Source organism: Nitrospira japonica, from assembly GCF_900169565.1.
Lineage (GTDB): Bacteria > Nitrospirota > Nitrospiria > Nitrospirales > Nitrospiraceae > Nitrospira_C > Nitrospira_C japonica_A.
Map to the genome: position 1 here is coordinate 3068058 of NZ_LT828648.1, position 21357 is coordinate 3089414.

A 21357-nucleotide genomic window follows, 5' to 3' on the forward strand; every position below is an offset into this window, starting at 1 on the left:
CCGATGCTCCTCATGATCGACAATTACGACTCCTTCACCTACAACCTCGTACAGTACTTCGGCGAGCTGGGTGAAGACGTGCGGGTCTATCGAAACGACCAGCTCACCATCGCGCAGATCGAGGCGTTGAAGCCGAGCCGCATCGTCATTTCACCGGGCCCCTGCACGCCGAAGGAAGCCGGCATTTCCGTCGACACGATCAAGCACTTCGCCGGTCGGGTCCCTCTCCTGGGGGTCTGTCTCGGCCACCAATCCCTCGCGGCGGCCTTCGGCGGCGAGGTGGTCAGAGCCGATCGCCTGATGCACGGCAAGACTTCCATGGTCCGGCACGACGGGAAAACCCTGTTCCGGGACCTTCCCAACCCCTTTGAAGCGACGCGATACCATTCGCTGGTCGTCAAACGGGCCACGTTGCCCGCCTGCTTCGATGTATCGGCCGAGACCGCCGAAGGCGAGATTATGGGATTGCGCCACAAGTCATTGAGAGCGGAAGGAGTGCAATTTCATCCGGAATCGATTCTGACGGCGGCCGGGAAAGACTTGCTCCGCAACTTCCTGAAACTATAGTGCCTGGTTCCCTGCCGGGGCGGACGGCGACGGAGCCGGCCGGCTGCTGGGGTATTGTTGTCGATGATGATCAGAGAGGCCATCGAAAAACTCGCGGATCGGACGTCCCTGACCGAAAAAGAAGCCGAAGAGGTCATGAACGAGATCATGGACGGAGCGGCGACTCCGGCCCAGATCGCGGGCTATCTGATGGGGCTTCGCCTCAAGGGAGAGAGCGTCGAGGAGATCGCCGGTTCCGTCAGAGCCATGCGGGGACACGCGGTCCGCATTGCCGTTGGCGATCCGCTGGTGGTCGACACCTGCGGCACGGGGGGAGACGGACGACACACGTTCAACGTGTCCACCACCTCGGCGTTCGTCGTGGCCGGAGCCGGGTTGACCGTGGCCAAGCACGGCAACCGCTCGGTTTCTTCCAAATCGGGCAGCGCCGACGTGCTGGCCGCGCTGGGTGTGAAGATCGACTTGTCCACCGACCGGGTGGCCGACTGCGTCAATGAAATCGGCATCGGATTTCTCTTCGCCCCGCTGTACCACGGAGCGATGAAACATTGCGCCGTTCCCAGGCAGGAATTGGGCATCCGCACGATGCTGAATGTCCTCGGGCCGTTGACGAATCCTGCAGGAGCCGGCATCCAGGTCATCGGCGTCTACGAACCCCGGCTGACCGAACTTCTCGGCAAGGTCCTCATGCATTTGGGTTCGCAACACTCCTTCGTCGTGCACGGCATGGACGGACTGGACGAGATCACGTTGACCGACCGCACGTTGATCTCGGAAACCAAGGGAGGCGTGCTCTCGACCTACGTGCTGAGTCCGTCGGAATTCGGACTGGCCAAGGTGTCCCCGAAGGAATTGGCCGGAGGCGGCCCCCGGGACAATGCCCTCATCACGAAAGAAATCCTACAGGGCCGGAAAGGTCCGAAACGGGATATGGTCTGTCTGAACGCGGCTCCGGCATTGGTCGCCGGCCACAAGGCCAAGACCCTTGCCGACGGATTCGCCTTGGCCGCCAAGACCATCGATTCCGGCGCCGCAGCCGAAAAACTGGCGCGATTGATCGCCTACACGAACTCCTGACCACCGGTCGCCATGATTCTCGATCGAATCCTCGAACACAAGAAAGCGGAACTCCGGCACAAGCAGAGCCGCGGCTATCTGTCTGAATTGAAGGGCAGGATCCGCGATGTTTCCGGGACCCTGGGCTTCGCGGTCGCGCTGGACGCGACTCGCAGCGCCTCCAGCCCGGCGTTGATCGCCGAGGTCAAGCGAGCCTCCCCGAGTCTCGGACTCCTCCGACCGGAATTCGAAGAACGATTCGATCCGGTCGAGATCGCCCGCTCATACGCGCAGCACGGCGCGTCGGCGGTCTCCGTCCTGACCGACGGGGATTTCTTCCGCGGCAGCCTGGACTATCTTCTGGCGGTCAAACAGGCGGTCGCGCTGCCCGCGCTCAACAAGGAATTCATGGTCGAAGACATCCAATTCTACGAAGCGCGCGCCTATGGCGCGGACGCCGTCCTGTTGATCGTGGCGGCCCTGGAACGCCGGCAGCTCGAAGATTTTTACGCCTTGGCCCGCGATCTGACCCTCGACGTGCTCTTTGAAACCCATCACGAGCGGGAGCTGGACCTGGTTCTGGAACGAATCCCGGACGCCCGCCTCATCGGCATCAACAACCGCGACCTCAAGACCTTCTCCACCGATTTGGGCGTCACCGTGCGCCTGGCCAAGCGTATCCCGGCCGACAAGCTCATCGTCAGCGAGAGCGGCATCCATAAACGGGCGGACGTCGAGCGGTTGCTCGAGGCTGGTGTTCATGCGATGCTGGTGGGAGAATCCCTCATCAAGGCGGAGGTCGTCGGCGCCAAGATCGCCGAACTTCGCGGGGCGGACGCCGACCCCGATGCTCGACGGAAAGAATCATGACGACGCTCCGATTGTTCTGTCTTCTGGCCGGTTGTCTGCTTCTGCAAGGCTGCGCCGAAGGGATGCACGGAAAATCAGACGAGTCCTGGAACAGTTGGATCGGCTCGACCAAAGACGACCGGGTCAGAGATCAGGGCATTCCCACGCGCTGCCATACGTTCAAGACCGGGGGTGAGGCCTGCGAATGGCCCATCATCTGGGCGCCCAACAGCAGCGGCACCATTACGATCAGCTTCGACGAGAAGGGCACCGCCTGCCAATGGGTCTACAAGGACAGTTACATCGAGAAGCGGAGCGATAAACGATGTCCCTGACGCGTGGCGCACCCGGCAGGATCAAGATCTGCGGGATCACGAACGAGGAGGACGCAGCCGCCGCGTTGTTGGCCGGAGCCGATGCCCTGGGGTTCGTGTTCTATCGCAAGAGTCCGCGCTGGATTGATCCGACCGTGGCGGGCCGCATCATCAGCTCCCTGCCGCCGTTCGTCGCGGCGGTCGGCGTGTTCGTCAACGAAGAAGTGAAGGTGGTGCGCGATCTCATGGACGGCTGCGGGCTTGCTCTCGCGCAGTTGCATGGGGATGAAACCGCCGCCTATTGTCTCGAGCTGGCGCGGCCCGCGGTCAAGGCCCTCCGCATCAAGGACCGCGGCAGCTTTCTCGCGCTGGCGGAATTCCAGGGGCGCGCGGGAATCCGTGGCTTTCTGCTGGACGCGTACGCCGAGGACGCCTACGGTGGAACCGGCCGCACCGTGGATTGGGCTCTCGCGGCCGAGGCGGCGCGAAGCGCCTCCGTGTTGCTGGCCGGGGGATTGACGCCCGAGAACGTGGCAGAAGCCATCCGGGCGGTGAGGCCCTACGGCGTGGACGTCAGCAGCGGCGTCGAATCAACGCCGGGCAAGAAGGATGCTGAGAAAGTCCGTCGATTCATCCAATCGGCCAGAGAAGCATTCGCAACCTGAACCGGATCGTCATCACCATGCCCAAGAAAATACGCAAGTCCTCCGCCATTCCCGACGCCAGGGGCCGTTATGGCATCTATGGAGGCCGCTATGTGCCGGAAACGCTGATGCCGGCCCTGCTCGAATTGGAACAGGAATACGCGAAAGCCAGGAACGACACGCGCTTTCAGGAGGAGTTTGCCTATTACCTCAAGCAGTACGTCGGCCGGCCCACTCAGCTGTATTTTGCGCAGCGGCTGACGAAACATCTCGGCGGCGCAAAAATCTATCTGAAACGCGAAGATCTCTGCCACACGGGCGCCCACAAGATCAACAACGCCATCGGCCAGGGTCTGCTGGCCAAGCGCATGAAGAAGCCCAGAATCATCGCGGAGACCGGCGCCGGCCAACACGGCGTTGCGACCGCGACCGTGGCGGCCATGTTCGGCTTGCAATGCGAGATCTACATGGGCACCGAAGACATGCAGCGCCAGGCCTTGAACGTGTTCCGCATGCGGCTCCTGGGTTCGACCGTGACCGGCGTGGACGCAGGCAGCCGTACGCTGAAGGACGCGATCAGCGAAGCCATGCGCGATTGGACGACCAACGTCCTCACGACGCACTACGTCCTCGGCTCCGCGCTCGGCGCCCATCCCTATCCCATGATGGTCCGCGACTTCCAATCGATCATCGGCAGGGAAGCCCGCAAGCAGATCGTGGCCGCCGAGGGACGGCTGCCGGATTGCCTGATCGCCTGCGTCGGGGGCGGCAGCAACTCGATCGGTCTCTTTCACGCCTTTCTTCGCGACAAGACGGTGAAGATGATCGGCGTGGAGGCGGCGGGGCTCGGCGTCGCGAGCGGGAAACATGCCGCGCGGTTCTCCGGCGGCCGGCTGGGCGTCCTTCAAGGCACCATGACGTACCTGCTGCAGGACGACGACGGACAGATCAACCTGACCCATTCGGTCTCGGCCGGCCTCGACTACGCGGCCGTCGGACCCGAGCACAGCTATCTCAGGGAATCCGGCCGGGCGACCTATACGTCGGCAACCGACGATGAGGCCCTGGCGGCGTTCGACCTGCTGGCCAGGGAAGAAGGCATCGTGCCCGCGCTCGAAAGCGCGCACGCGATCGCCCATACCGTCAAGCTCGCTCCCACGATGAAACGAAACCAGATCCTCCTCGTCAATCTGTCAGGCCGGGGAGACAAGGACGTGCAGCAAGTCGCGCGCATGCGGGGGATCGCGCTATGACATCCCGTCTGGACCGCACATTTTCACGGCTTCGAGACGGACGGCAGGCGGCCCTCATCACCTATGTCATGGCCGGTGACCCCAGCCTGCACGAGACCGAGCAACTGGTCCCGAAGCTCGAAGAGGCGGGCGCGGACGTGATCGAGCTGGGTGTTCCCTTTTCCGATCCCATCGCCGACGGGCCGGTGATTCAACAGGCGGCGGAACGGGCGCTCAGAAGCGGTACCTCCCTTCGCGCCATTCTCCAGATGGTATCCCGGCTGAGACAGCACACGCAGATCCCGATCGTCTTGATGGCTTACTACAATAGCATTCACGCATTCGGCCTGGAGCGGTTTTGTCGCGAAGCCGGCGCAGCCGGAGTGGACGGCCTGATCGTGCCCGACATGCCCCCCGACGAATCGAAGCCGCTCAAAGAGCCGGCCGCCGCCTCGGGCCTTCAGCTGATTTTTCTTCTTGCGCCGACCAGCACGAATCAGCGGCGCACGTATGTGGCCCGGCAATCCAAAGGGTTCGTCTACTACGTGTCGCTCACGGGGATCACCGGCGCTAAGCTGAACAACGTGGACGAAGTGAGGCGCAACGTGGAGAAGATCCGCAAAATCTCTCCCACTCCCGTTGCCGTCGGGTTTGGAGTCGCGACTCCCGAAGACGCGGGAAACGTCGCGGCCGTCGCCGACGGGGTGATCGTCGGCAGCGCCATCGTCAAACAGATCGCGGCGCACAGACAGGACGCCGGTCTCGTCGAACACGTGGCCGGATTCGTTCATGCTCTGAAAAGCGCCATGACCGCACGCCAGACGTCCCGGCGCTAGACGTTTCCGCCTCGCTGTCCCTCATATCAGAGAAACCGCAGACCGACCACCTGGTGGGGGAGGGACTAGAGGAGCACGCTTATTCGAGAAAGAACGTCACGGGGGAGTGGGGGATGAAGGGAGAGACCGCTTACCGTTTGGGCGTCGGCGGCATGTACTTGATCATCTCGTCGGCCAGATCCTTGGCCACGTCCTTCAAATTGGGACGGTAGAACATATAGCTGCTGGACCGCTCGTGCCTGGCCTTCCAGACCGTGGTGCCGGTCGTGGCATCCACCAAGCGGAGACTCAAGCCGACCCGGCCGACGTTGTCGCCTTCTTTTCGGACATACTCCCAGGAATTGACCCGCACGACGAGAAACGAGTCCACGCTGAGCGCCTTGCCCAATTTGATCGCGGATTCCTTGTCCGACTGTCCCGTCATTTCAAGCCGCGAAAAATAGAACACCAGCGAATCGAAGGCCTCCTTCGATCCCTGGAAGATGTCCGTCACGCTTTCCGGGCTCACGACGCGCTCGATGTTGGCCACCTTGGTCAGAGAACCGGACAGGACGTCCTGAATATCTTCCCGCGCGCTGTCGTATTGGCTGGCCATCGGCGGCAGAACCGCGATGGCCTGGGGACGGAACACCTTGGCACCGGGCCCTTCCCATACTTCCTGAAGCCCGCCGCATCCGGCAAACAACAGAAAGAGTAGCAGGAACGCGAAACTCGTAAACCTGAGTCGGATCGTCAACATGGGCTTCAGTATACCATTAGATGAGAGAAAGACGAGGGTCTAGAACGTCAACGACAGCGACCCCGAAGCGAGCGCCCCCTTTTCACGGAAATCGTACCCGCCGCCCAGATCCAGCCGGAATGCGTACATCCTCAAGCCCAATCCTGCCGTCGGCGTGAAAGGAATTCCGGGGTCCTGCATGTTCTTGAACGCCCCGAGCCGCAGGGAGAGGAACTCATTGAGGATCGTCTGCTCCGCGCCCAGGCTGAGAAGTTGGCTCTTCACGCCAGGCACGAGCGTGTTGTTGGAGAGAATGTCCACGTCGGCGGACAGGGTCAACGTCGAATACGGATTGACGGCCATACCGCCTCTCACTTGAGGTCCGAGCTTCAATTCGCCGGACTGACTTTTGAAGGTCGGTTGCGTGATGTCCTTGGCCACCACCCCGAATCGCAGCCAGGAAGAAGGCCGGTAGATCGCGCCCAAGTCCAAGCTCAGCGCCGTAGACAACACCGGCTTCCCGAAGTTATCGCGCAGGGACACGTCCGTTCCGCCCGTCAACGTGGTCGACCCGTTGTAGGCCGCGCCTTGAATGATCTTTCCCGTCATGCCGATGGCGAAGGTCTTGTCGGCGAACGCATAGGCATAGGACAGGGCGACTTGTCTGGCTTCGAGTCCCCGAAGGGCCATCTGTCCGGTCAGGCTGATCGGCGTGTTGGGACCTCCAGGCTGAGTGGCTTGAACCGGCGTCGAGACGAAACTGCCTCCCGTCGCGACATCGGAGACGTTGATGCCGAACGCGTGCTCCCCGAAATGACCTTTGACGTAGAGACCGGCCGAGCCGTTCATGGACACGTTGGCGCCCGGCTGGTTGATGCGGCTGGCGATGTTCTGAGCGTTCGCGAGGTTGCCCGCCGAGGTATCGTTGACGTTGAAATTTTCCAGGTCGTGGATGGCGTTGGCAATACCCATCCGGTCGATCCCTTGTCCGCCGGCCTGAATACGGATGTCCACGGTTTGCGTCATCGCCAACCCGGCGGGATTCCAATAGGTGGCCAGCGCGTCCGTCGTCACCGCCACGCCGGCTCCGCCCATACCCATTGCACGGGGACCGACGATCACGAATTCCGTGGCTGCCGCCTGGGTCGAAAAGAGGAGGGCCGTCGCCGCGGCGCAAAACCGGAGCACGCTCGCACGGTCCATGGATGAAGGACTCCTTCGCATCGGAGAACTGCCGCCGAGTCTATTGGATGAACAGGCCCCCGTCAAGGATTTGCGGGACTGCGGCGGTTCTCTCAGATGATCAGGCCGTCCTGAATATGGATGATCCGATCCGCCTGCGCCGAGAGCTTGTCGTTGTGAGTGACGATGACAAACGTCGTCCCGCGCGCCTTGTTGATGTCCCGCATCAGGCCGAACAGCGCGTCACCGGTGTGGGTGTCCAGATTGCCGGTCGGCTCGTCCGCGAGCACGAGGTCGGGTTCCATCAGCAGGGCGCGGGCGACGGCCACGCGCTGCTGCTCGCCTCCGGACAGTTCTCCCGGCTTGTGATGGAGGCGCGCGCCCAAGCCGACATCATTCAGGAGCGCGACGGCCCGATCTTCGACCTCCGTCAATCGTTTGCGTTGGATCAAGGCGGGCATGCAGGCGTTTTCCAACGCCGTGAATTCCGGGAGCAGGTGGTGGAATTGAAAAATGAAGCCGATGCGCCGGTTCCGAAAATCGGCCTGCGCCGATTCCGACAGTCGAAGGACGTCCTGCCCTTCGAACAACACGGTTCCCTTTGTCGGACGATCCAACAGACCCAGGATGTGGAGCAAGGTGCTCTTTCCCGCGCCGGACGCGCCGATGACGGCGACGAGTTCACCCCGCTCGATGCGCAGGTTGATGCCCTGCAGCACCGTCATGGTCCGCTCGCCCATCAGGAACGACTTATGAACGTCCGTGACCGTGATCATGCCGGTGTACGCCCATGGACGGTACCTGTGCGGTTCGATACGTGACGGCTATTCATACCGTAGCGCGTCCACCGGTTCGAGTTTCGCCGCTTGGAGCGACGGATACACCGTCGCCGCGAAACTGATGAGGATCGCCGAGCCGGCGACGAGCAGGACGTCTTCGCCGAGCACGTGCACCGGAATCTTGGAGATGTAATAGACCGTGGGATCGAAGGTCCAGAACGTCTGGATCAGCCAGAGAAACGTGTAGCCCAACGGAATGCCGATCGCGGTGCCGGACAGTCCGATGATCAGCCCGTTCAGCATGAAGATCCGCCGGATGCTCTTCCTGGTCGCGCCCATGGCCTTGAGGATGGCGATTTCCTTCTGCTTCTCGTTGACGATCATCGTCAGGGTGCTGACGATGTTGAACGAGGCCACGATCGTGATCAGCACCAGCAGCAGGAACATCATCGTCTTTTCCAGTTTGAGGGCCGACAGCAGATTGCGGTTCATCTGCATCCAGTCCCGTGCGCCGTAGGAAAATCCCAGCGCCTGCTCGACCGACCGGGCGACCTCGTTCGCGCGGAAGACGTCCGTGACCTTCAACTCGATGCCCGTCACCGTGTCTCCCATGCCGAAGAACTTTTGCGCCTCGGCCAGATCGATATAGGCGAGCGAGGAGTCATACTCATACATGCCCGAATGGAAGATCCCGATCACTGCAAAGGGCCGGATCTTCGGCACCATGCCCATGGCGCTGATCGGGCCGACCGGAGACACGATACTGACGATGTCGCCCGGAAAAGCGCCGAGCCGGAGCGCAAGCTCCTTGCCCAGGATGATGCCGGGTTTCTCGCTGGGCTGCGGTGGACCGTTGGGATTGTCGGCCGGAGGCAGATTCACCGTCACCGGATGGCCGAGATCGGACAGATTCCCCGCCGCCAGGTTCTTCTCCAGCTCGGTCACCTTGCCTTCCTTCGTCGGATCGATGCCGCGCAGAACCACGCCGTGAGCCCCGGCCTGGGTCGTCAGCATGACCTGCTTCAGGATGAACGGCGTGGCCGCCACGACGTCTGGCACCGTCTCGGCCCTCTGGACGACCGGACCGTAGTCGCTCATCGCGTCCTTCATCCGGTCCTGCACGATGACGTGGGCCGTCGTCCCGACGATCTTCGCCTGGATGTCTTCCTTGAAGCCCGTCATGATGCCGACGGTGCCGATCAACGCCGCGACGCCGAGCGTCACGCCGGTGACCGAGACGAACGTATTGAGCGAGATGGTCCGGTTGCGCCGCTTGGCGCGGAGGTAGCGGAGGCCGACGAAAATTTCATAGGGAAGCGCGGCCATCGCGGGCTATTTCTCCGGCCTCAGCTGGGGGAACAACACCACGTCGCGGATGGAGGCTTGATTCGTGAACAGCATGACCAGGCGGTCGATGCCGATGCCTTCGCCGGCCGTGGGCGGCATGCCATACTCCAGCGCCCGAAGAAAATCCTCGTCGACGAGGTGGGCTTCTTCATCCCCGGCCTCCCGCTGCGCCGCCTGCCCCTCGAACCGTTCCCGCTGATCGAGCGGATCGTTCAACTCTGAAAAGGCATTGGCGATTTCCCGCCCGGCAATGTACAGCTCAAACCGGTCGGTCAAGGCGGGATCGGAATCCTTTCGACGCGCGAGGGGAGAAATTTCGATCGGGTAGTCGGTCACGAACGTGGGTTGCTGCAGGTTGGGCTCGACTGTTTCCTCGAAGATCTCGTTCACGATGTTGAAGAGCGGCCAGGCAGGATCGACCGCCACGTTCAATGTCTTCGCCGCCGCCAGCGCCTTGTCCCTGTCGCGCAGCACGGACTCGTCCAGCCCGTTCACCTCCAGAATGGCCTGATGGTAGGACCAGCGCCGCCACGGCGGCGCAAGGTCGATGGCCTTGCCCTGGTAATCGATCGTCGTCTTGCCCAGCAGCTGTGAGGCCAGCGTGGAGACCAATTGCTCCGTCAACGCGATCAAATCCTGGTAGTCCGCGTAGGCCACGTAGAATTCCAGCATCGTGAACTCGGGATTGTGGATCGTCGAGATGCCTTCATTCCGGAAATTCCTGTTGATCTCGAACACGCGCGGAAATCCGCCGACGATCAGCCGCTTCAGATACAGCTCCGGCGCGATCCGCAGATAGAGGTCCACGCCCAGCGCGTTGTGATGCGTCACGAACGGCTTGGCCGCGGCGCCGCCCGGAATCGGATGCATCATCGGGGTTTCGACCTCGAGAAACCCGCGGTCGATCAGGAACGAGCGGATGCCGGCGATGATGCGGCTTCTCGCCGCGAAGATCCCGTGGACGTCCGGATTCGCGATCAAGTCCACATACCGCTGCCGGTACCGGGTCTCGACGTCCGTGAGCCCGTGCCATTTCTCCGGGAGCGGCCGCAGCGCCTTGCTGAGAAAGGTCAATTCTTTGACCTCGACCGTGAATTCGTTGGTCTTGGTGCGGAACAGCGTGCCGGTGACGCCGATCCAGTCGCCGAGATCGAGTTGTTCGGTCACCGCGTACGCCTGCGGGGAAAGCAGATCCTTCTTCAGATAGACCTGCAAGCGGTCGGATCCGTCCTGCAGCACCGCGAAGGCCGCCTTGCCGAACCGGCGAAGCGCCACGACGCGGCCCGCAAACGTGCAGGTGATTTTCTCCTGTTCCAGGACTTCCTTGGACTTTTCGCCGTGCACCGCAATCAGGCGCTCGGCCCGATCCTTGATTTCGAACCGGCCGCCGTAGGGGGCCACGCCGGACGCGCGCAATTGCTCGAGTTTCTTGATCCGCTGCTGTCTCTGCTCGTTCAGTTCGTCCATGGCCTTCGTCTACTCCTCGTCCGCCGCCGTTTTCGCCGGGGCGAGCAGGCCTCCCGTGAGCTTCTTCTTGAGATAGGCTTCGATGAATCCGTCCACGTCGCCGTCCATGACTGCGGAGACCTGACCGACCTCATAGCCGGTCCGGTGGTCCTTTACCATCTGATAGGGCTGGAACACGTAGGAGCGGATCTGGCTACCCCAGGCGATGTCCTTCTTCTCGCCCACAATCGCGTTGAATTCGGCTTCCTTCTTCTTCTGTTCGACTTCGAAGAGGCGCGCCTTCAAAATCTTCATCGCACCGTTGCGGTTCTGAAGCTGGGACCGCTCGTTCTGACATTGCACGACGATTCCCGTCGGCAAGTGCGTGATGCGGATCGCCGTCTCCACCTTGTTGACGTTCTGGCCGCCCGCGCCGCCGGCCCGAAACGTATCGATTCGCAAGTCCTTGTCCTCGACGACGACGTCGATATCGTCGTTCAGTTCCGGATAGACGAACACCGACGCGAACGAGGTGTGGCGCCGCTTGTTCGAATCGAAGGGGGAGATGCGGACCAGTCGATGCACGCCCGCCTCGGCCTTCATATAGCCGTAGGCATAGGGACCGGTAATCGACACCGTGGCGCTCTTGATGCCGGCCTCGTCGCCCGACTGCAGATCGAGGGTTTCCACCTTGAATTTCTTCCCCTCGGCCCAGCGCACGTACATGCGCAACAGCATCTGCGCCCAATCCTGCGATTCCGTTCCGCCGGCGCCGGGGTGGATCGACAGGATCGCGTTGTTCGAATCCAGTTCGCCGGACAACAGCATCTCGACGCGCAGAATCGCGAGACGCGGCTCGAATCGATCTAATTCAACCGTGAGTTCGGCTTCCAACCCTGCGTCGCCGCTTTCTTCCGCCAACTCCAGCAGCGCGCCCAGGTCCTTGAGCGTCTGCTCGATCTCACGCCATTCCTGCAGGTCGTGCTCGAGCGTCGCCTTCTTGCGGCTGACTTTGGCGGCCGCCTGGGCGTTGCTCCAGAAATTCGGCTGTGCGATTTGTCGTTCCAGCTCGTCGAGCTCGGACGTCATGCGGGCGAAGTCAAAGATGCCCCCGGAGTTCAGACACCTGCTCACCGATCGAACGCACGCGCACACGGATCTCGTCCAACATCGCGGGGTCCTTTCCCTTGTTACACGGGGGTCGCGGCAATCGCGTCCGGTTCCGGCCCTTCCGTGCGGAAGAGTCCGAACAGACACAAGACGGCGCAGATTAACACACAGCCATAGGCAAACACATCCCCATGGCGGCTATAAAACGTATGCGGCTGGAGCACGGGAACGGCCGCCTGCATCGCGGTCTGGGTAAAAATGGGAGACGTGTCCAGAATTCGTCCGAACGGATCGATGAAGCCGGACACGCCGGTATTGGCGGCGCGCGCAAACGCCAGATGATTTTCCACGGACCGGAACACGACCATCGAGAAATGCTGCATCGGCGCCGACGATTCGCCGAACCAGGCGTCGTTCGTGATGGTGACGAGGAACTCGGCACCGTTCTGCGCGAACCGGCGGACCAGGTCGGGGAAGATGACTTCGTAGCAGATCAGGACTCCGAATTTGACCGGCCGCCCTCCGTCGCCTTCTCCCGCGGCCTGAGCCTGCCGGGGCATGAAGGAAAAGACGGTCGGGCCCGGCCCGGCCTGAAAATCTCCGATGCCTTCCACCAGCTTGTCGAGAAAGAAGAGGAGCGAGGACTTGAGCGGGATGTATTCCCCGAACGGCACCAGATGCTGCTTGTCGTAGCGGCCGAGCAGCGTGCCGCCCGGAGCGACCAGATAGGCGCTGTTGAGCAGATAGGGCCGCCGTTCGTTGTCGAACCGCACCGCCGGGCTCCCGAAGAGAAGCGGCGCCGAGGCTCGATTGGCGATCGCCAGCACGCGCAACTGATATTCGGGCTCACGCTCGAAGAAAAACGGCGTCGCCGCCTCCGGCCATACGACCAAATCCGCTCCGCCGCCGAGCGTGTCGGTCAGCCGGTCGTACCGGAGGAGGGTGTCGTCTCGATGCGCCGGATCCCACTTGATCGACTGATCCACGTTCGGTTGGACCACGCCGACGCGAAGCGACGTCTTCGGCGTCTGAAATCCTTCCCCTACGATCAGCGACGTGCTGTAGGCCCAGGAAAGTCCCAGCAGAATCGCCGCCGTCGTCACGAGTTCCCAAGGGAGCCGCGCCGGCACGAACCCGCGAAAGAGCGGCATGAGCCAGGCGATCAGCTCGGCGATCGCCACGTTGACCAGCACCAGCAGAAATGAAACCCCATAGACTCCCAGATGATCCGCGATCTGAATGACGTCCAATTGCCGGTATTGAGAATAGCCGAGCAGTGACCAGGGAAGACCGCTGAACAGGTAGGTGCGTGCCAATTCCAGCGTCACCCATAAACAAGGCGCGACGAACAAGCCATAGCGGGGGATCAGTGAACGGAACCAGACGTAGCCGGCGCTGTAGAGCGCCACGAAGAGGCCGAGGTAACTCGTGAGCAGCAGCAGGACGGCATAGGCGACAAGCAGGGGCACCTTTCCGTAGGTATGCATGGCCGTCACGACCCAGGCCATGATGCCCGTGAACCCGATCGTGCCGCTGAGCCATCCCAGGCGAAACGCCCGCCACTTGCTGGGGCTATCGAGGGCGAGGTGAAGCGGGATCAGCGCCACCCACGCCAGCAACCCGATGTCGAATTTGGGAAAACAAAAGGGGAGGAGGAGACCGCTCGCCACCGCGAGCACGATTGAACGCACAGGCCACCGATACATCGCGCTAACTTAGCGGAAGGTAAGGACCGATGCAACCAAGCCCTCATGGTCGCCTTGGCCAACCGGTGACAGTCCCCGGATCTCGACGACCCGGGCGCCTGACGGACTCTCACGCCCAAGGCGAATGACAATCAGCATGAAACGGTCAGGTGCAAGATATAAGGAACCGGCTGCGCCGAGACCAACCTCTAGTGCGTCATCAACGACAGTGGCGTCCGCTGATCGAAGGCGACCTGATCCAGCTCCCACGACGTCGCCGTGTCGTTGTGGTCGAGTTGCACCCCGAAGAACTGGTCGCGCACCCACCGCACCGTGGCCTTCCTGATCAAGAGAGCCGACTGAGTCGGCGGGATGAGCAGCACCATCAGCTCCATCCCGACCGCCACGTTGTGCGATCCCTGCAGGCAGCCGCCGCTATGGTTGAGATTTGCGGTCACTCCGCTCGCGTGAAACGCGCCGTCGGAATAGTACACCGCACAGGTGATGGGAACGCGCAGGCTCCTGCGTTTGTCAGAATGAACCATCATGAGAGCAACCTCCTCAAAGACAAGATTGACGACGACCCGATTCGTTTCACCGAGAGCATGACCGGCCTGGCGGCCCGTCCCTCGGTCCGATTCTGCGCGAGCATGGCGCACGCGATCAGGGTAATGCCGCCGGCGTTGACGGCAAGATCATCGGAAGACGTGCTCCGGCCGGGCACCAGGCCTTGAAGCACCTCGGTCCATAGACCAAAGACGAAGGCGGCGCTCGAGGCGGCCAACACCGCGTAGACGATCGGCCAGCCGCGTCCGCGCAGACTCCGGGTCAGCAACCACGCCAAGATTCCGTATCCTGGTGCATGAGCCCATTCGAGGAGAACGGGCGGCATCTGCGTGATAAGCCGGCCGCTCATTCCCACACCCGGGGCGATCATCGCGCCGAAACACAGGAGCATCATGTACCCCAATGTCGTAATCAATCCCACTCGTATTCTCCCGAGGTGACACACGTGTCTCGCACACGCAATTGGGAACCTACACAACATGTAAACGCTGAAACTACTAGGCATTGGTAGGGGACAGCCACACCGTCTCGCCCAATTACTGTCTGCGACGTTCGAGGTTCCCGTTCTTTAGCTGGGTATCCTTTCGGCACAATCCGGCCCGATTCAAGGCTTGCGACGACTCCATTTGGACCTACTCAGTCGACGCTCCTGCCGCATGGATTCCTGATGATGAAAGAGCCTGAATCGAACGGAATGCCGAACGCCCGGGTCTGATTGCCGTGGCGTCCAGGGATCTGCCCAGGCTCGGCCTGTGGCGTCTGCCCGTTACAGTGAGTGTATTCGCACTTGATTCCACAGAGTTCTCTTTCTGAACCAAGGAGGATGAACCATGGCAGGAGGATGGAAAGGGTGGGCGGTCGCGTCGGCAATCGTGCTGTGTTTCACCATGACGGGCTGCGCCAAGACCGGCCCGGAAAAGCACACGGCCGTTCCCAGCAAGGGGGAACGAGTCATGAATGATGCGGTCACCGGCCAGATTAGCGAGATGGGATCGGATCACGTGTCCATTACCCAGGCGGGCGGCAAGATCAGGCATGTTCGCGTAGACAGCCACACGAAGATGGACCAGATGGCCAAGGGCGACTATGTGAAGGCCTTCGTCTCGGACGACGGTTACGCCTCCACCATTCAGCGGGTCGGACCATAAACGAAAGCGACGATTTGATGGCGCATCTCCCATCTCGCCGCTGGTTCCTCGGCGTCTGCGCAGCCGCCCTTCTGATGGGCGGCTGCACAGGGCCGGCGTATGTCCCGGAGATCACCGTCGCGGAAGCGAGGCCGATCGTCGATGCCACCGCCGAGTTTCATGGTCTCTTCCCCGCACGGGCACTCGTGTCGGGTAAACGGACGTATGGACTCGATGCCCCGAAAGCCAGGCGACAACCTCCCACGGAATTGACGAGACAACTCGAACAGGAGATGCTGAAAGAACTCGCGGCGGCCGGAGTCTTTTCCCGGGTGACCGGATTCGACCCTAAACCGGACGTCATTATTGCCGGCCGTATCGACGCATTTCACGAAGAGTACCGCCCACGTGCCTGGACCTACGTTCCAATCCTCGATAAACAACTGGTGTCCAGGCTGCTGAATCTCAAGAGCCACACGAGCACGGGGGAGGCGAGTCTGACATTGTTCGTGTTGACGCCGGATGGAGCCCTCATCGGGACCTACGAAGGCCGATCCACCTTCGACGAGCAATTCAACCCGACGAACGAAGTTCCTCCGGGTGCACGCCTCAACCGCGCGCTCTCCGACGCGGTCAAGGACATTCAAGACCAGATCGTCCGCGACGCGCAGCTGCGCAAACTGGCGTCGCGATCCTGACCCACGCACGGCCCGCCATCGCACTACGTGATTTTTCTTGAAGAACCGGCCGCTTTCGTCCACGATGAGCCGTAATACCGGCCGTAGCGCGCATCGAACCTTCGAGAGAGATCGCCATGCACATCGTCACATGCCGTCCCGCTGCATCACTGGGTATCAGCGTCCTCCTCTTTGCACCAGGCTGCGCCTGGCAAAGTACCTACGACCAGGCGGTCGCCGAACGGGAAGGCGTCAAGGCGGAATTGCAGAGCGTCAAGCTTGAGCAGGACCGTCTGATGGAACAGGTCAAGGAAATCGAGCCCCTGACGAAACAGGCCAGACTGCAGGCGGAACAGGCCAATGCCTCGCTCAGGGACGCCGTCGATGCGGCGGAGGGAGCACGCCAGATCGGCGAAGAACGCCAGGCCAAACTCGCGCTTCTCATCGACCAGCTGTCCGCCCAGCAGAACAGTCTGCGCCAGTCCATGCGGAAGATGAAGGCGGAGCGACCGGGCTTGCAGTCCGCCGTGGACAAGTATCGGGCGCAGCTCGACGAGGCAGACCGGCTCAGCGCCGCCGCGTCGTTCCCGCCACCGCCTCCCGTTCATGACCCCATTGCCTCCGCGACGGTACCGCCGCCGCCGTCACTCCCCGGACCGACCGTAACCCCGACGTCCGTTTCTTCCTCGGCGTCCGTGCCGTCGTCCGATCCCCTTGCCGTTCCTGCGACAAGACCGGCAACCAAGCGGGGAGTCGAGCCGGCCGAGGAGGGATTTTTTGCGAGCATGAAGGATTGGCTGGTCTCTATCTGGCGATCAGTCTTTTCTTAAGCGACAGCATTCCTCGAGTCTGTAGACTCCGGTTGCTCCAGTGCGCCTCGCACCCTCGTGTGACTTTCCCGCAGACCAGGTCGCATTTCGTCCTCTCCTTCATCTATGATGACTCACCCGACAGGTCCTTTATCTGAACGTTCAACTCCCTGGCCCATCACCTTTGACGGAATCAGCCTCGCAGAACGCAACGGATCAGGACGGCCTCGCACCTGGCCGTCGCCGGTCCATTCCTCTCTATACCAGGGTCCTGATCGGCGCTCTCTGCGGCACGGCGCTCGGACTGCTCCTCGGAAAGGCTCCTTACCTCGGCCCGTTCGGCAATGAACACCTGGGCTTGATCGGTCTGGCGGTCATTACCCTGCTGAAGGCGCTCGCAATTCCGCTCATCTTCTTCGCCATCCTCGATGCCTTCCTCCGCATGAGCCTGCCCCTTCGGCAGGGAACCAGGCTGCTCGCCATCTGCCTCATCAACGTCTCGGTGGCCATGACGATCGGGCTCGTGATCATGAACCTCTGGAATCCGGGGGCGGCCTGGCACGGTCATCTGGATCAATTGCTCACGACAGATTCGAGGGGAGCCGGCCCAACCCGAACCGGCCCTGGTGAGGCCATCGAACACCTGGCCTCCTATATTCCCAGCACCATGTTCCGGCCCTTCACGACCAACAACGTCATTGGCGTGGTGCTCCTCGCCGTCGTGTCCGGCGCGGTATTGCGGCATCTCCGAGTCAATCGCCCGCTCCATGCGCTCGAGCGCACCGTCGAAATCGTCGAGCGTGTCTATCATTGGCTCATTCGCATCCTCGGGTGGATCATCGAAGTCGTTCCGTTTGCCGTGTTCGGCGTGCTCGCCAACGTGGTCGGAAAGGCCGGCGCGGGGGTCTTCTCGCTCTTGTGGATCTTTCTTGTCGCGATCCTGGCGGGGCTCCTGGTCCATGCGCTCGTCTACTATCCGGCCGTCGCCTGGCTCGTCGGCCGGAAACCGCCCGGCATCTATATCGGCAAGGGCGCGGACGCGATTACGACGGCGCTGTCCTGCAACAGCAGTCTGGCCACCGTCCCGATCACGCTCCGTTGTCTCGAGCGGATGCAGGTCTCGCCGGAATCGGCACGCCTGGCCGCTTGCGTGGGAACGAACCTGAATAATGACGGCATTACCCTCTACGAAGCGATGGCCGCGCTGTTTTTGGCCCAGGCGTTGGGCTTCGAGCTGGCCCTCGGGAATCAGCTCCTGATCATTGCGGCCTCCATCGTCGCCGGCATCGGCGCGGCCGGCATACCCGAAGCCGGCTTGGTCGTGCTCCCCCTGGTCCTTTCGGCCGCCGGGCTGCCGGACCAGATCATCACGGCCGCCATCCCACTGATCATGACGGTCGACTGGATCCTGGCCAGGGTCCGATCGGGAGTCAACGTCATGAGCGACATGCTGGTGGCGATACTGCTCGATGCGGCGGAACGGAAGCGTCTGCCGTCCGGCCCCTGAAATTCCATACCGGCCGTCGGGGTGATTTTCCTTAGAGAAAACAGGTATCCTGGCGAGTGGGCAGCGGCGGCGGCGCCATGGTACTGTGTAGTGTCGTTCGAAAGAGGATAGCGCCCGATTGCGTCACGCACAAACATCCAATTCAGCAGACCGGCATCTCACCGGATTTCACGCGAGGGGGAATCACACATGAACTACAAATGGGTACTGTGGGGGCTTTGTCTCTCGATCGGTCTCGCCGGATGCGGCGGAAGTCAACCGGCCGAAATCAAGGACGAACGCTTGACGGTCGGAAGAGTACAAAGCGAAATCAAGGTCGGCATGCCGGCTTCCCAGGTCGTGGAAATCCTGGGCTCACCCAACATCGTGACCACCGACGAGAAGCGGCGGGAAGTCTGGATGTACGACAAGGTGTCGACCGACCGGGTAGATACCGCAAGTTCCTCGTACGGCACCTTGATCATTCTGGGAAAAAACTCGCGGGATGCCTCGAGTTCTCAGCGGCAACGCACGCTCACGATCATCATCAAGTACGACGATGACAAGAAAGTCCGTGATCTTGCGTATAACTACACCCAGTTCTGATCGCCTCGCCGCCCGCTCCGGCCGGCTTGCCGGGTGGGCGGCCTGTTTGGCCTGCACAGCCGGCCTGGCCCTGTTGGCGGGTTGCGTCCAGGAGACGAAGCCCGACGAGCTGTTCCAGCTGAAGCCGGAAAGCCTCCGGAACCGGGCGATGTCCATACGCACCTTCGACACTTCCAACGAGCTCGAGCTCCTGTCGGCTTCCGCGGCCGTTCTCCAAGACCTGGGGTACCAGGTGGAGGAGAGCGTGCACGAGGTCGGGTATTTCCGCGCGGTCAAGGAACGGAGCGCCAGGGAACATGGCCAGGACTGGCAGCGGGTCATGTTCTTCTTTTTCTCGCTGGGCGGAGCCGTCATCCCGGTCGATCTCCACCAACAGCTCGTGGCGAATCTGGTCACCAAACCCCTCAATCCGGAGGGCACCAAGCAACAGGTGCGCATCAGCTTCTACCGCATCGTCTGGAAGGGCGACGGCCAGGCCAATCGGCAATACATCCCGCCTGGGGAGCAGTATATGGAGATGATCCATGATCCGGAGATCTACCAGCAATTCTTCGCCAAACTGTCCAAGGCCGTGTTCCTGGAAGCCCACGACATCTAGCACGAGGAGCCGGAATCTATGCGGAACGCATTAATGGCCCGACGGTGGGGGTGGGGAATCGTCATCGGCCTCTGGGGTGTGCTCTTATACGGATGTACGACCCCGGAGCAGCCGCCGACCCTGCTGGCGCCGACGGAGGCACAGCTGAAGATCCGCAACTTTCAGACGCGGGTCTTCGACATGACCGACCGAAACTTTGCGATCCGATCCGTCATCGGTTCGCTCCAGGACTTGGGCTTCATCATCGAACGGGCCAACGACGTCCTGGGGCTCGTGACGGCCGCCCGTTTCGCCGAACCGAACTACTATGACGTCGTCACCATCACCGTGACCGTGCGGCAGCTCAATGCGACGCAGCTCACGATCCGGGCCAACGCGATCTACAACAACCGGCCGATCGAGGATCCCAAAGTTTATCAGAACTTCTTCTTCACCCTCGAACGGTCGTTGTTCATCACCAAGGAGAGCCCGACCGCGCCATGAGAAGTTCAGCGGGATACCAGTCGACTTGGCTCGGTCCGGCGACCGGATCGATGTGCCGGACCGTCGTGGCGCTGGCCTGCCTTGCCGGTCTCTCAGGCTGCAACACCTATGAGCTGCGCCAGGAAAATCAATCGAACGCGCGCAATCAGGTGTGGCTGTCCGAAACGAGCCAACTCAAGATCCGCGCCGCCCAAACCAGAGTGTTCGACACGACCGACCGCCTGAAGCTTCTGCAAGCGGTCGTCTCGACCATGCAGGATCTGGATTTCAAAGTCGAAGTCCTCGACCAGGATCTGGGAATCGTCTCGGGAAAGAAGTTCGTGGAGGTCGAGACCGGCTACATGGCTGACCCGGTCTATTACTATCTCTATCGGCCCGATACGATGATGTTCCTCGCCCGAAACTACCGATCCTGGGGTCCCTTCTACTATCGCAGCAACCTCGTGCGGTTCACCGCCACGATCCGCCCGCGCGGCGAAACGCAGTCGCTCATCCGTGTCAGCGTGCAGTACTACATGCACGCGCTCGAAGATCCGAAGGCCTATCAAGAGTTCTTCCGCACACTCGAACAGTCGCTCTTCCTTCAAGGCCACGAAGATACGTAGCCGCTGTTCAGAAAGGCCCATCCAGCAAGGCCGTCTCCCCATTGAACCTCGGCTCCCGCTCCGCTAAGCTGAACGGAATCTTACGACGATCACCCCTAACTGGCATTCGGATCACGATGGACGAACTCGAAGAAAAGGCCAACACGCTCTTCACCGGCAAGACGAGTCAGCTGGCCGCCTCGCACAATCATATCCGGTGCACGGTGGACGGCTGTCTGCAGCACGCGACCGTCGCCTGCGAAGTCGCGGTCAAGAACTCCCACCTGGGACCGGACGGGGAGATCCATCACATCCCCCTCTGCTCCAACCATGCCCAGGCGGGCGATACGTTGCGCTGGGAATGGAGACGGGACCCTGACGCAAGCGCGACGCGCAAGCTGCGGCTGGACAATCTCTTTGCGTTGGACACGGTCGAGGATTAACCACACTCAGTCCGTCTCAAAGGAGAAGGAGCACCTGCATGGCCGAGCCGCTCAATTCACCGATACCAACCGGCAGTAATCCTCCAAAGGCCCAGTTCATCTGGCAATGTCCCTCCTGCTCCCGGCGCTATTTGACCGAACAGGCTCCGGCGCAATGTCCCTATTGTCTGCAACCGGTCAAGGGGTGATGACGCAAGGTTCCTTGTTTGTTC

26 protein-coding genes are annotated in these 21357 nt (G+C 61.6%); 17 read left to right on the plus strand and 9 right to left on the minus strand.

Annotation, left to right across the window (positions count from 1 at the left end; translation table 11 throughout):
• Positions 1 to 3 precede the first annotated feature (3 nt).
• The 7 genes from NSJP_RS14610 to trpA all read left to right on the plus strand — a co-directional run bounded on the left by NSJP_RS14610 (position 4) and on the right by trpA (position 5498).
• On the plus strand, positions 4 to 567 hold the full coding sequence (locus NSJP_RS14610; RefSeq protein WP_080887602.1) for an anthranilate synthase component II: 564 nt from the start codon (positions 4 to 6) through the stop codon (positions 565 to 567).
• A 66-nt stretch (positions 568 to 633) separates the two neighbouring features.
• On the plus strand, positions 634 to 1644 hold the full coding sequence (gene trpD / locus NSJP_RS14615) for an anthranilate phosphoribosyltransferase (RefSeq protein WP_080888614.1): 1011 nt from the start codon (positions 634 to 636) through the stop codon (positions 1642 to 1644).
• A 12-nt stretch (positions 1645 to 1656) separates the two neighbouring features.
• Entirely contained in the window at positions 1657 to 2493 is an 837-nt protein-coding gene (trpC, locus tag NSJP_RS14620) for an indole-3-glycerol phosphate synthase TrpC (RefSeq protein ID WP_080887603.1), read from the plus strand.
• Positions 2490 to 2807 carry a hypothetical protein gene (locus NSJP_RS14625; protein WP_080887604.1) on the plus strand — a complete coding sequence of 106 codons (318 nt, stop codon included), beginning with the start codon at positions 2490 to 2492 and terminating at the stop codon, positions 2805 to 2807. Before trpC ends, NSJP_RS14625 begins: the two co-directional genes overlap by 4 nt.
• Entirely contained in the window at positions 2798 to 3451 is a 654-nt protein-coding gene (locus NSJP_RS14630) for a phosphoribosylanthranilate isomerase (protein ID WP_080887605.1), read from the plus strand. Before NSJP_RS14625 ends, NSJP_RS14630 begins: the two co-directional genes overlap by 10 nt.
• A 17-nt stretch (positions 3452 to 3468) precedes the next feature.
• Positions 3469 to 4683: a tryptophan synthase subunit beta gene (trpB, locus tag NSJP_RS14635; protein ID WP_080887606.1), complete on the plus strand. Its 1215-nt coding sequence runs from the start codon at positions 3469 to 3471 to the stop codon at positions 4681 to 4683.
• Entirely contained in the window at positions 4680 to 5498 is an 819-nt protein-coding gene (trpA, locus tag NSJP_RS14640) for a tryptophan synthase subunit alpha (RefSeq protein WP_080887607.1), read from the plus strand. The genes trpB and trpA overlap by 4 nt, the downstream gene beginning before the upstream one ends.
• Before the next feature lie 130 nt (positions 5499 to 5628).
• Here the strand turns inward: trpA and NSJP_RS14645 are convergent, their stop codons facing one another.
• The 9 genes from NSJP_RS14645 to NSJP_RS14685 all read right to left on the minus strand — a co-directional run bounded on the left by NSJP_RS14645 (position 5629) and on the right by NSJP_RS14685 (position 14753).
• Positions 5629 to 6237 carry a hypothetical protein gene (locus NSJP_RS14645; RefSeq protein ID WP_080887608.1) on the minus strand — a complete coding sequence of 203 codons (609 nt, stop codon included), beginning with the start codon at positions 6235 to 6237 and terminating at the stop codon, positions 5629 to 5631.
• 39 nt (positions 6238 to 6276) lie between these two features.
• On the minus strand, positions 6277 to 7419 hold the full coding sequence (gene traF / locus NSJP_RS14650) for a conjugal transfer protein TraF (protein WP_172834364.1): 1143 nt from the start codon (positions 7417 to 7419) through the stop codon (positions 6277 to 6279).
• Between the two features lie 92 nt (positions 7420 to 7511).
• Entirely contained in the window at positions 7512 to 8174 is a 663-nt protein-coding gene (locus NSJP_RS14655; protein ID WP_080887610.1) for an ABC transporter ATP-binding protein, read from the minus strand.
• A gap of 48 nt (positions 8175 to 8222) precedes the next feature.
• Positions 8223 to 9503 carry a lipoprotein-releasing ABC transporter permease subunit gene (locus NSJP_RS14660; protein WP_080887611.1) on the minus strand — a complete coding sequence of 427 codons (1281 nt, stop codon included), beginning with the start codon at positions 9501 to 9503 and terminating at the stop codon, positions 8223 to 8225.
• Between the two features lie 6 nt (positions 9504 to 9509).
• Positions 9510 to 10991 carry a lysine--tRNA ligase gene (gene lysS / locus NSJP_RS14665; RefSeq protein ID WP_080887612.1) on the minus strand — a complete coding sequence of 494 codons (1482 nt, stop codon included), beginning with the start codon at positions 10989 to 10991 and terminating at the stop codon, positions 9510 to 9512.
• A gap of 9 nt (positions 10992 to 11000) precedes the next feature.
• Positions 11001 to 12141, minus strand: a protein-coding gene (prfB, locus tag NSJP_RS14670; RefSeq protein ID WP_155970262.1) for a peptide chain release factor 2 whose coding sequence is annotated in 2 segments (ribosomal slippage) — positions 11001 to 12071 and positions 12073 to 12141 — 1140 coding nt in all. Because the reading frame shifts where the segments join, the coding sequence is not laid out codon by codon here.
• Positions 12142 to 12160: 19 nt separating this feature from the next.
• On the minus strand, positions 12161 to 13771 hold the full coding sequence (gene lnt, locus NSJP_RS14675) for an apolipoprotein N-acyltransferase (RefSeq protein ID WP_231989393.1): 1611 nt from the start codon (positions 13769 to 13771) through the stop codon (positions 12161 to 12163).
• 203 nt (positions 13772 to 13974) lie between these two features.
• Complete coding sequence (locus NSJP_RS14680; protein ID WP_080887614.1) at positions 13975 to 14313, minus strand: PilZ domain-containing protein; 339 nt, start codon at positions 14311 to 14313, stop codon at positions 13975 to 13977.
• Positions 14310 to 14753 (minus strand): VanZ family protein, encoded by a 444-nt coding sequence (locus tag NSJP_RS14685; protein WP_080887615.1) that lies wholly within the window; start codon positions 14751 to 14753, stop codon positions 14310 to 14312. The genes NSJP_RS14680 and NSJP_RS14685 overlap by 4 nt, the downstream gene beginning before the upstream one ends.
• Before the next feature lie 409 nt (positions 14754 to 15162).
• On the opposite strand from NSJP_RS14685, the gene NSJP_RS14690 reads away from it, so the two are divergent.
• The 10 genes from NSJP_RS14690 to NSJP_RS19355 all read left to right on the plus strand — a co-directional run bounded on the left by NSJP_RS14690 (position 15163) and on the right by NSJP_RS19355 (position 21333).
• Complete coding sequence (locus NSJP_RS14690) at positions 15163 to 15480, plus strand: hypothetical protein (RefSeq protein ID WP_080887616.1); 318 nt, start codon at positions 15163 to 15165, stop codon at positions 15478 to 15480.
• A gap of 17 nt (positions 15481 to 15497) precedes the next feature.
• Positions 15498 to 16157 carry a YajG family lipoprotein gene (locus NSJP_RS14695; protein ID WP_080887617.1) on the plus strand — a complete coding sequence of 220 codons (660 nt, stop codon included), beginning with the start codon at positions 15498 to 15500 and terminating at the stop codon, positions 16155 to 16157.
• Positions 16158 to 16273: 116 nt separating this feature from the next.
• Positions 16274 to 16966, plus strand: a complete 693-nt coding sequence (locus NSJP_RS14700) for a hypothetical protein (RefSeq protein ID WP_080887618.1) — start codon at positions 16274 to 16276, stop codon at positions 16964 to 16966.
• Positions 16967 to 17129: 163 nt separating this feature from the next.
• On the plus strand, positions 17130 to 18452 hold the full coding sequence (locus NSJP_RS14705; protein WP_080887619.1) for a dicarboxylate/amino acid:cation symporter: 1323 nt from the start codon (positions 17130 to 17132) through the stop codon (positions 18450 to 18452).
• Between the two features lie 189 nt (positions 18453 to 18641).
• Positions 18642 to 19037 (plus strand): outer membrane protein assembly factor BamE, encoded by a 396-nt coding sequence (locus NSJP_RS14710; RefSeq protein ID WP_080887620.1) that lies wholly within the window; start codon positions 18642 to 18644, stop codon positions 19035 to 19037.
• Positions 19006 to 19635: a hypothetical protein gene (locus NSJP_RS14715; protein ID WP_231989394.1), complete on the plus strand. Its 630-nt coding sequence runs from the start codon at positions 19006 to 19008 to the stop codon at positions 19633 to 19635. Before NSJP_RS14710 ends, NSJP_RS14715 begins: the two co-directional genes overlap by 32 nt.
• Positions 19636 to 19653: 18 nt before the next feature.
• Positions 19654 to 20118 (plus strand): hypothetical protein, encoded by a 465-nt coding sequence (locus NSJP_RS14720; RefSeq protein ID WP_231989395.1) that lies wholly within the window; start codon positions 19654 to 19656, stop codon positions 20116 to 20118.
• The gene (locus tag NSJP_RS14725) at positions 20115 to 20723 is read left to right on the plus strand and encodes a hypothetical protein (protein ID WP_080887623.1); all 609 of its coding nucleotides are present in this window, start codon (positions 20115 to 20117) and stop codon (positions 20721 to 20723) included. The genes NSJP_RS14720 and NSJP_RS14725 overlap by 4 nt, the downstream gene beginning before the upstream one ends.
• A 116-nt stretch (positions 20724 to 20839) precedes the next feature.
• Entirely contained in the window at positions 20840 to 21145 is a 306-nt protein-coding gene (locus NSJP_RS14730) for a hypothetical protein (protein WP_080887624.1), read from the plus strand.
• A gap of 38 nt (positions 21146 to 21183) precedes the next feature.
• Positions 21184 to 21333, plus strand: coding sequence for a hypothetical protein (locus NSJP_RS19355; RefSeq protein WP_155970264.1), 150 nt, complete (start codon positions 21184 to 21186; stop codon positions 21331 to 21333).
• Positions 21334 to 21357 lie beyond the last annotated feature (24 nt).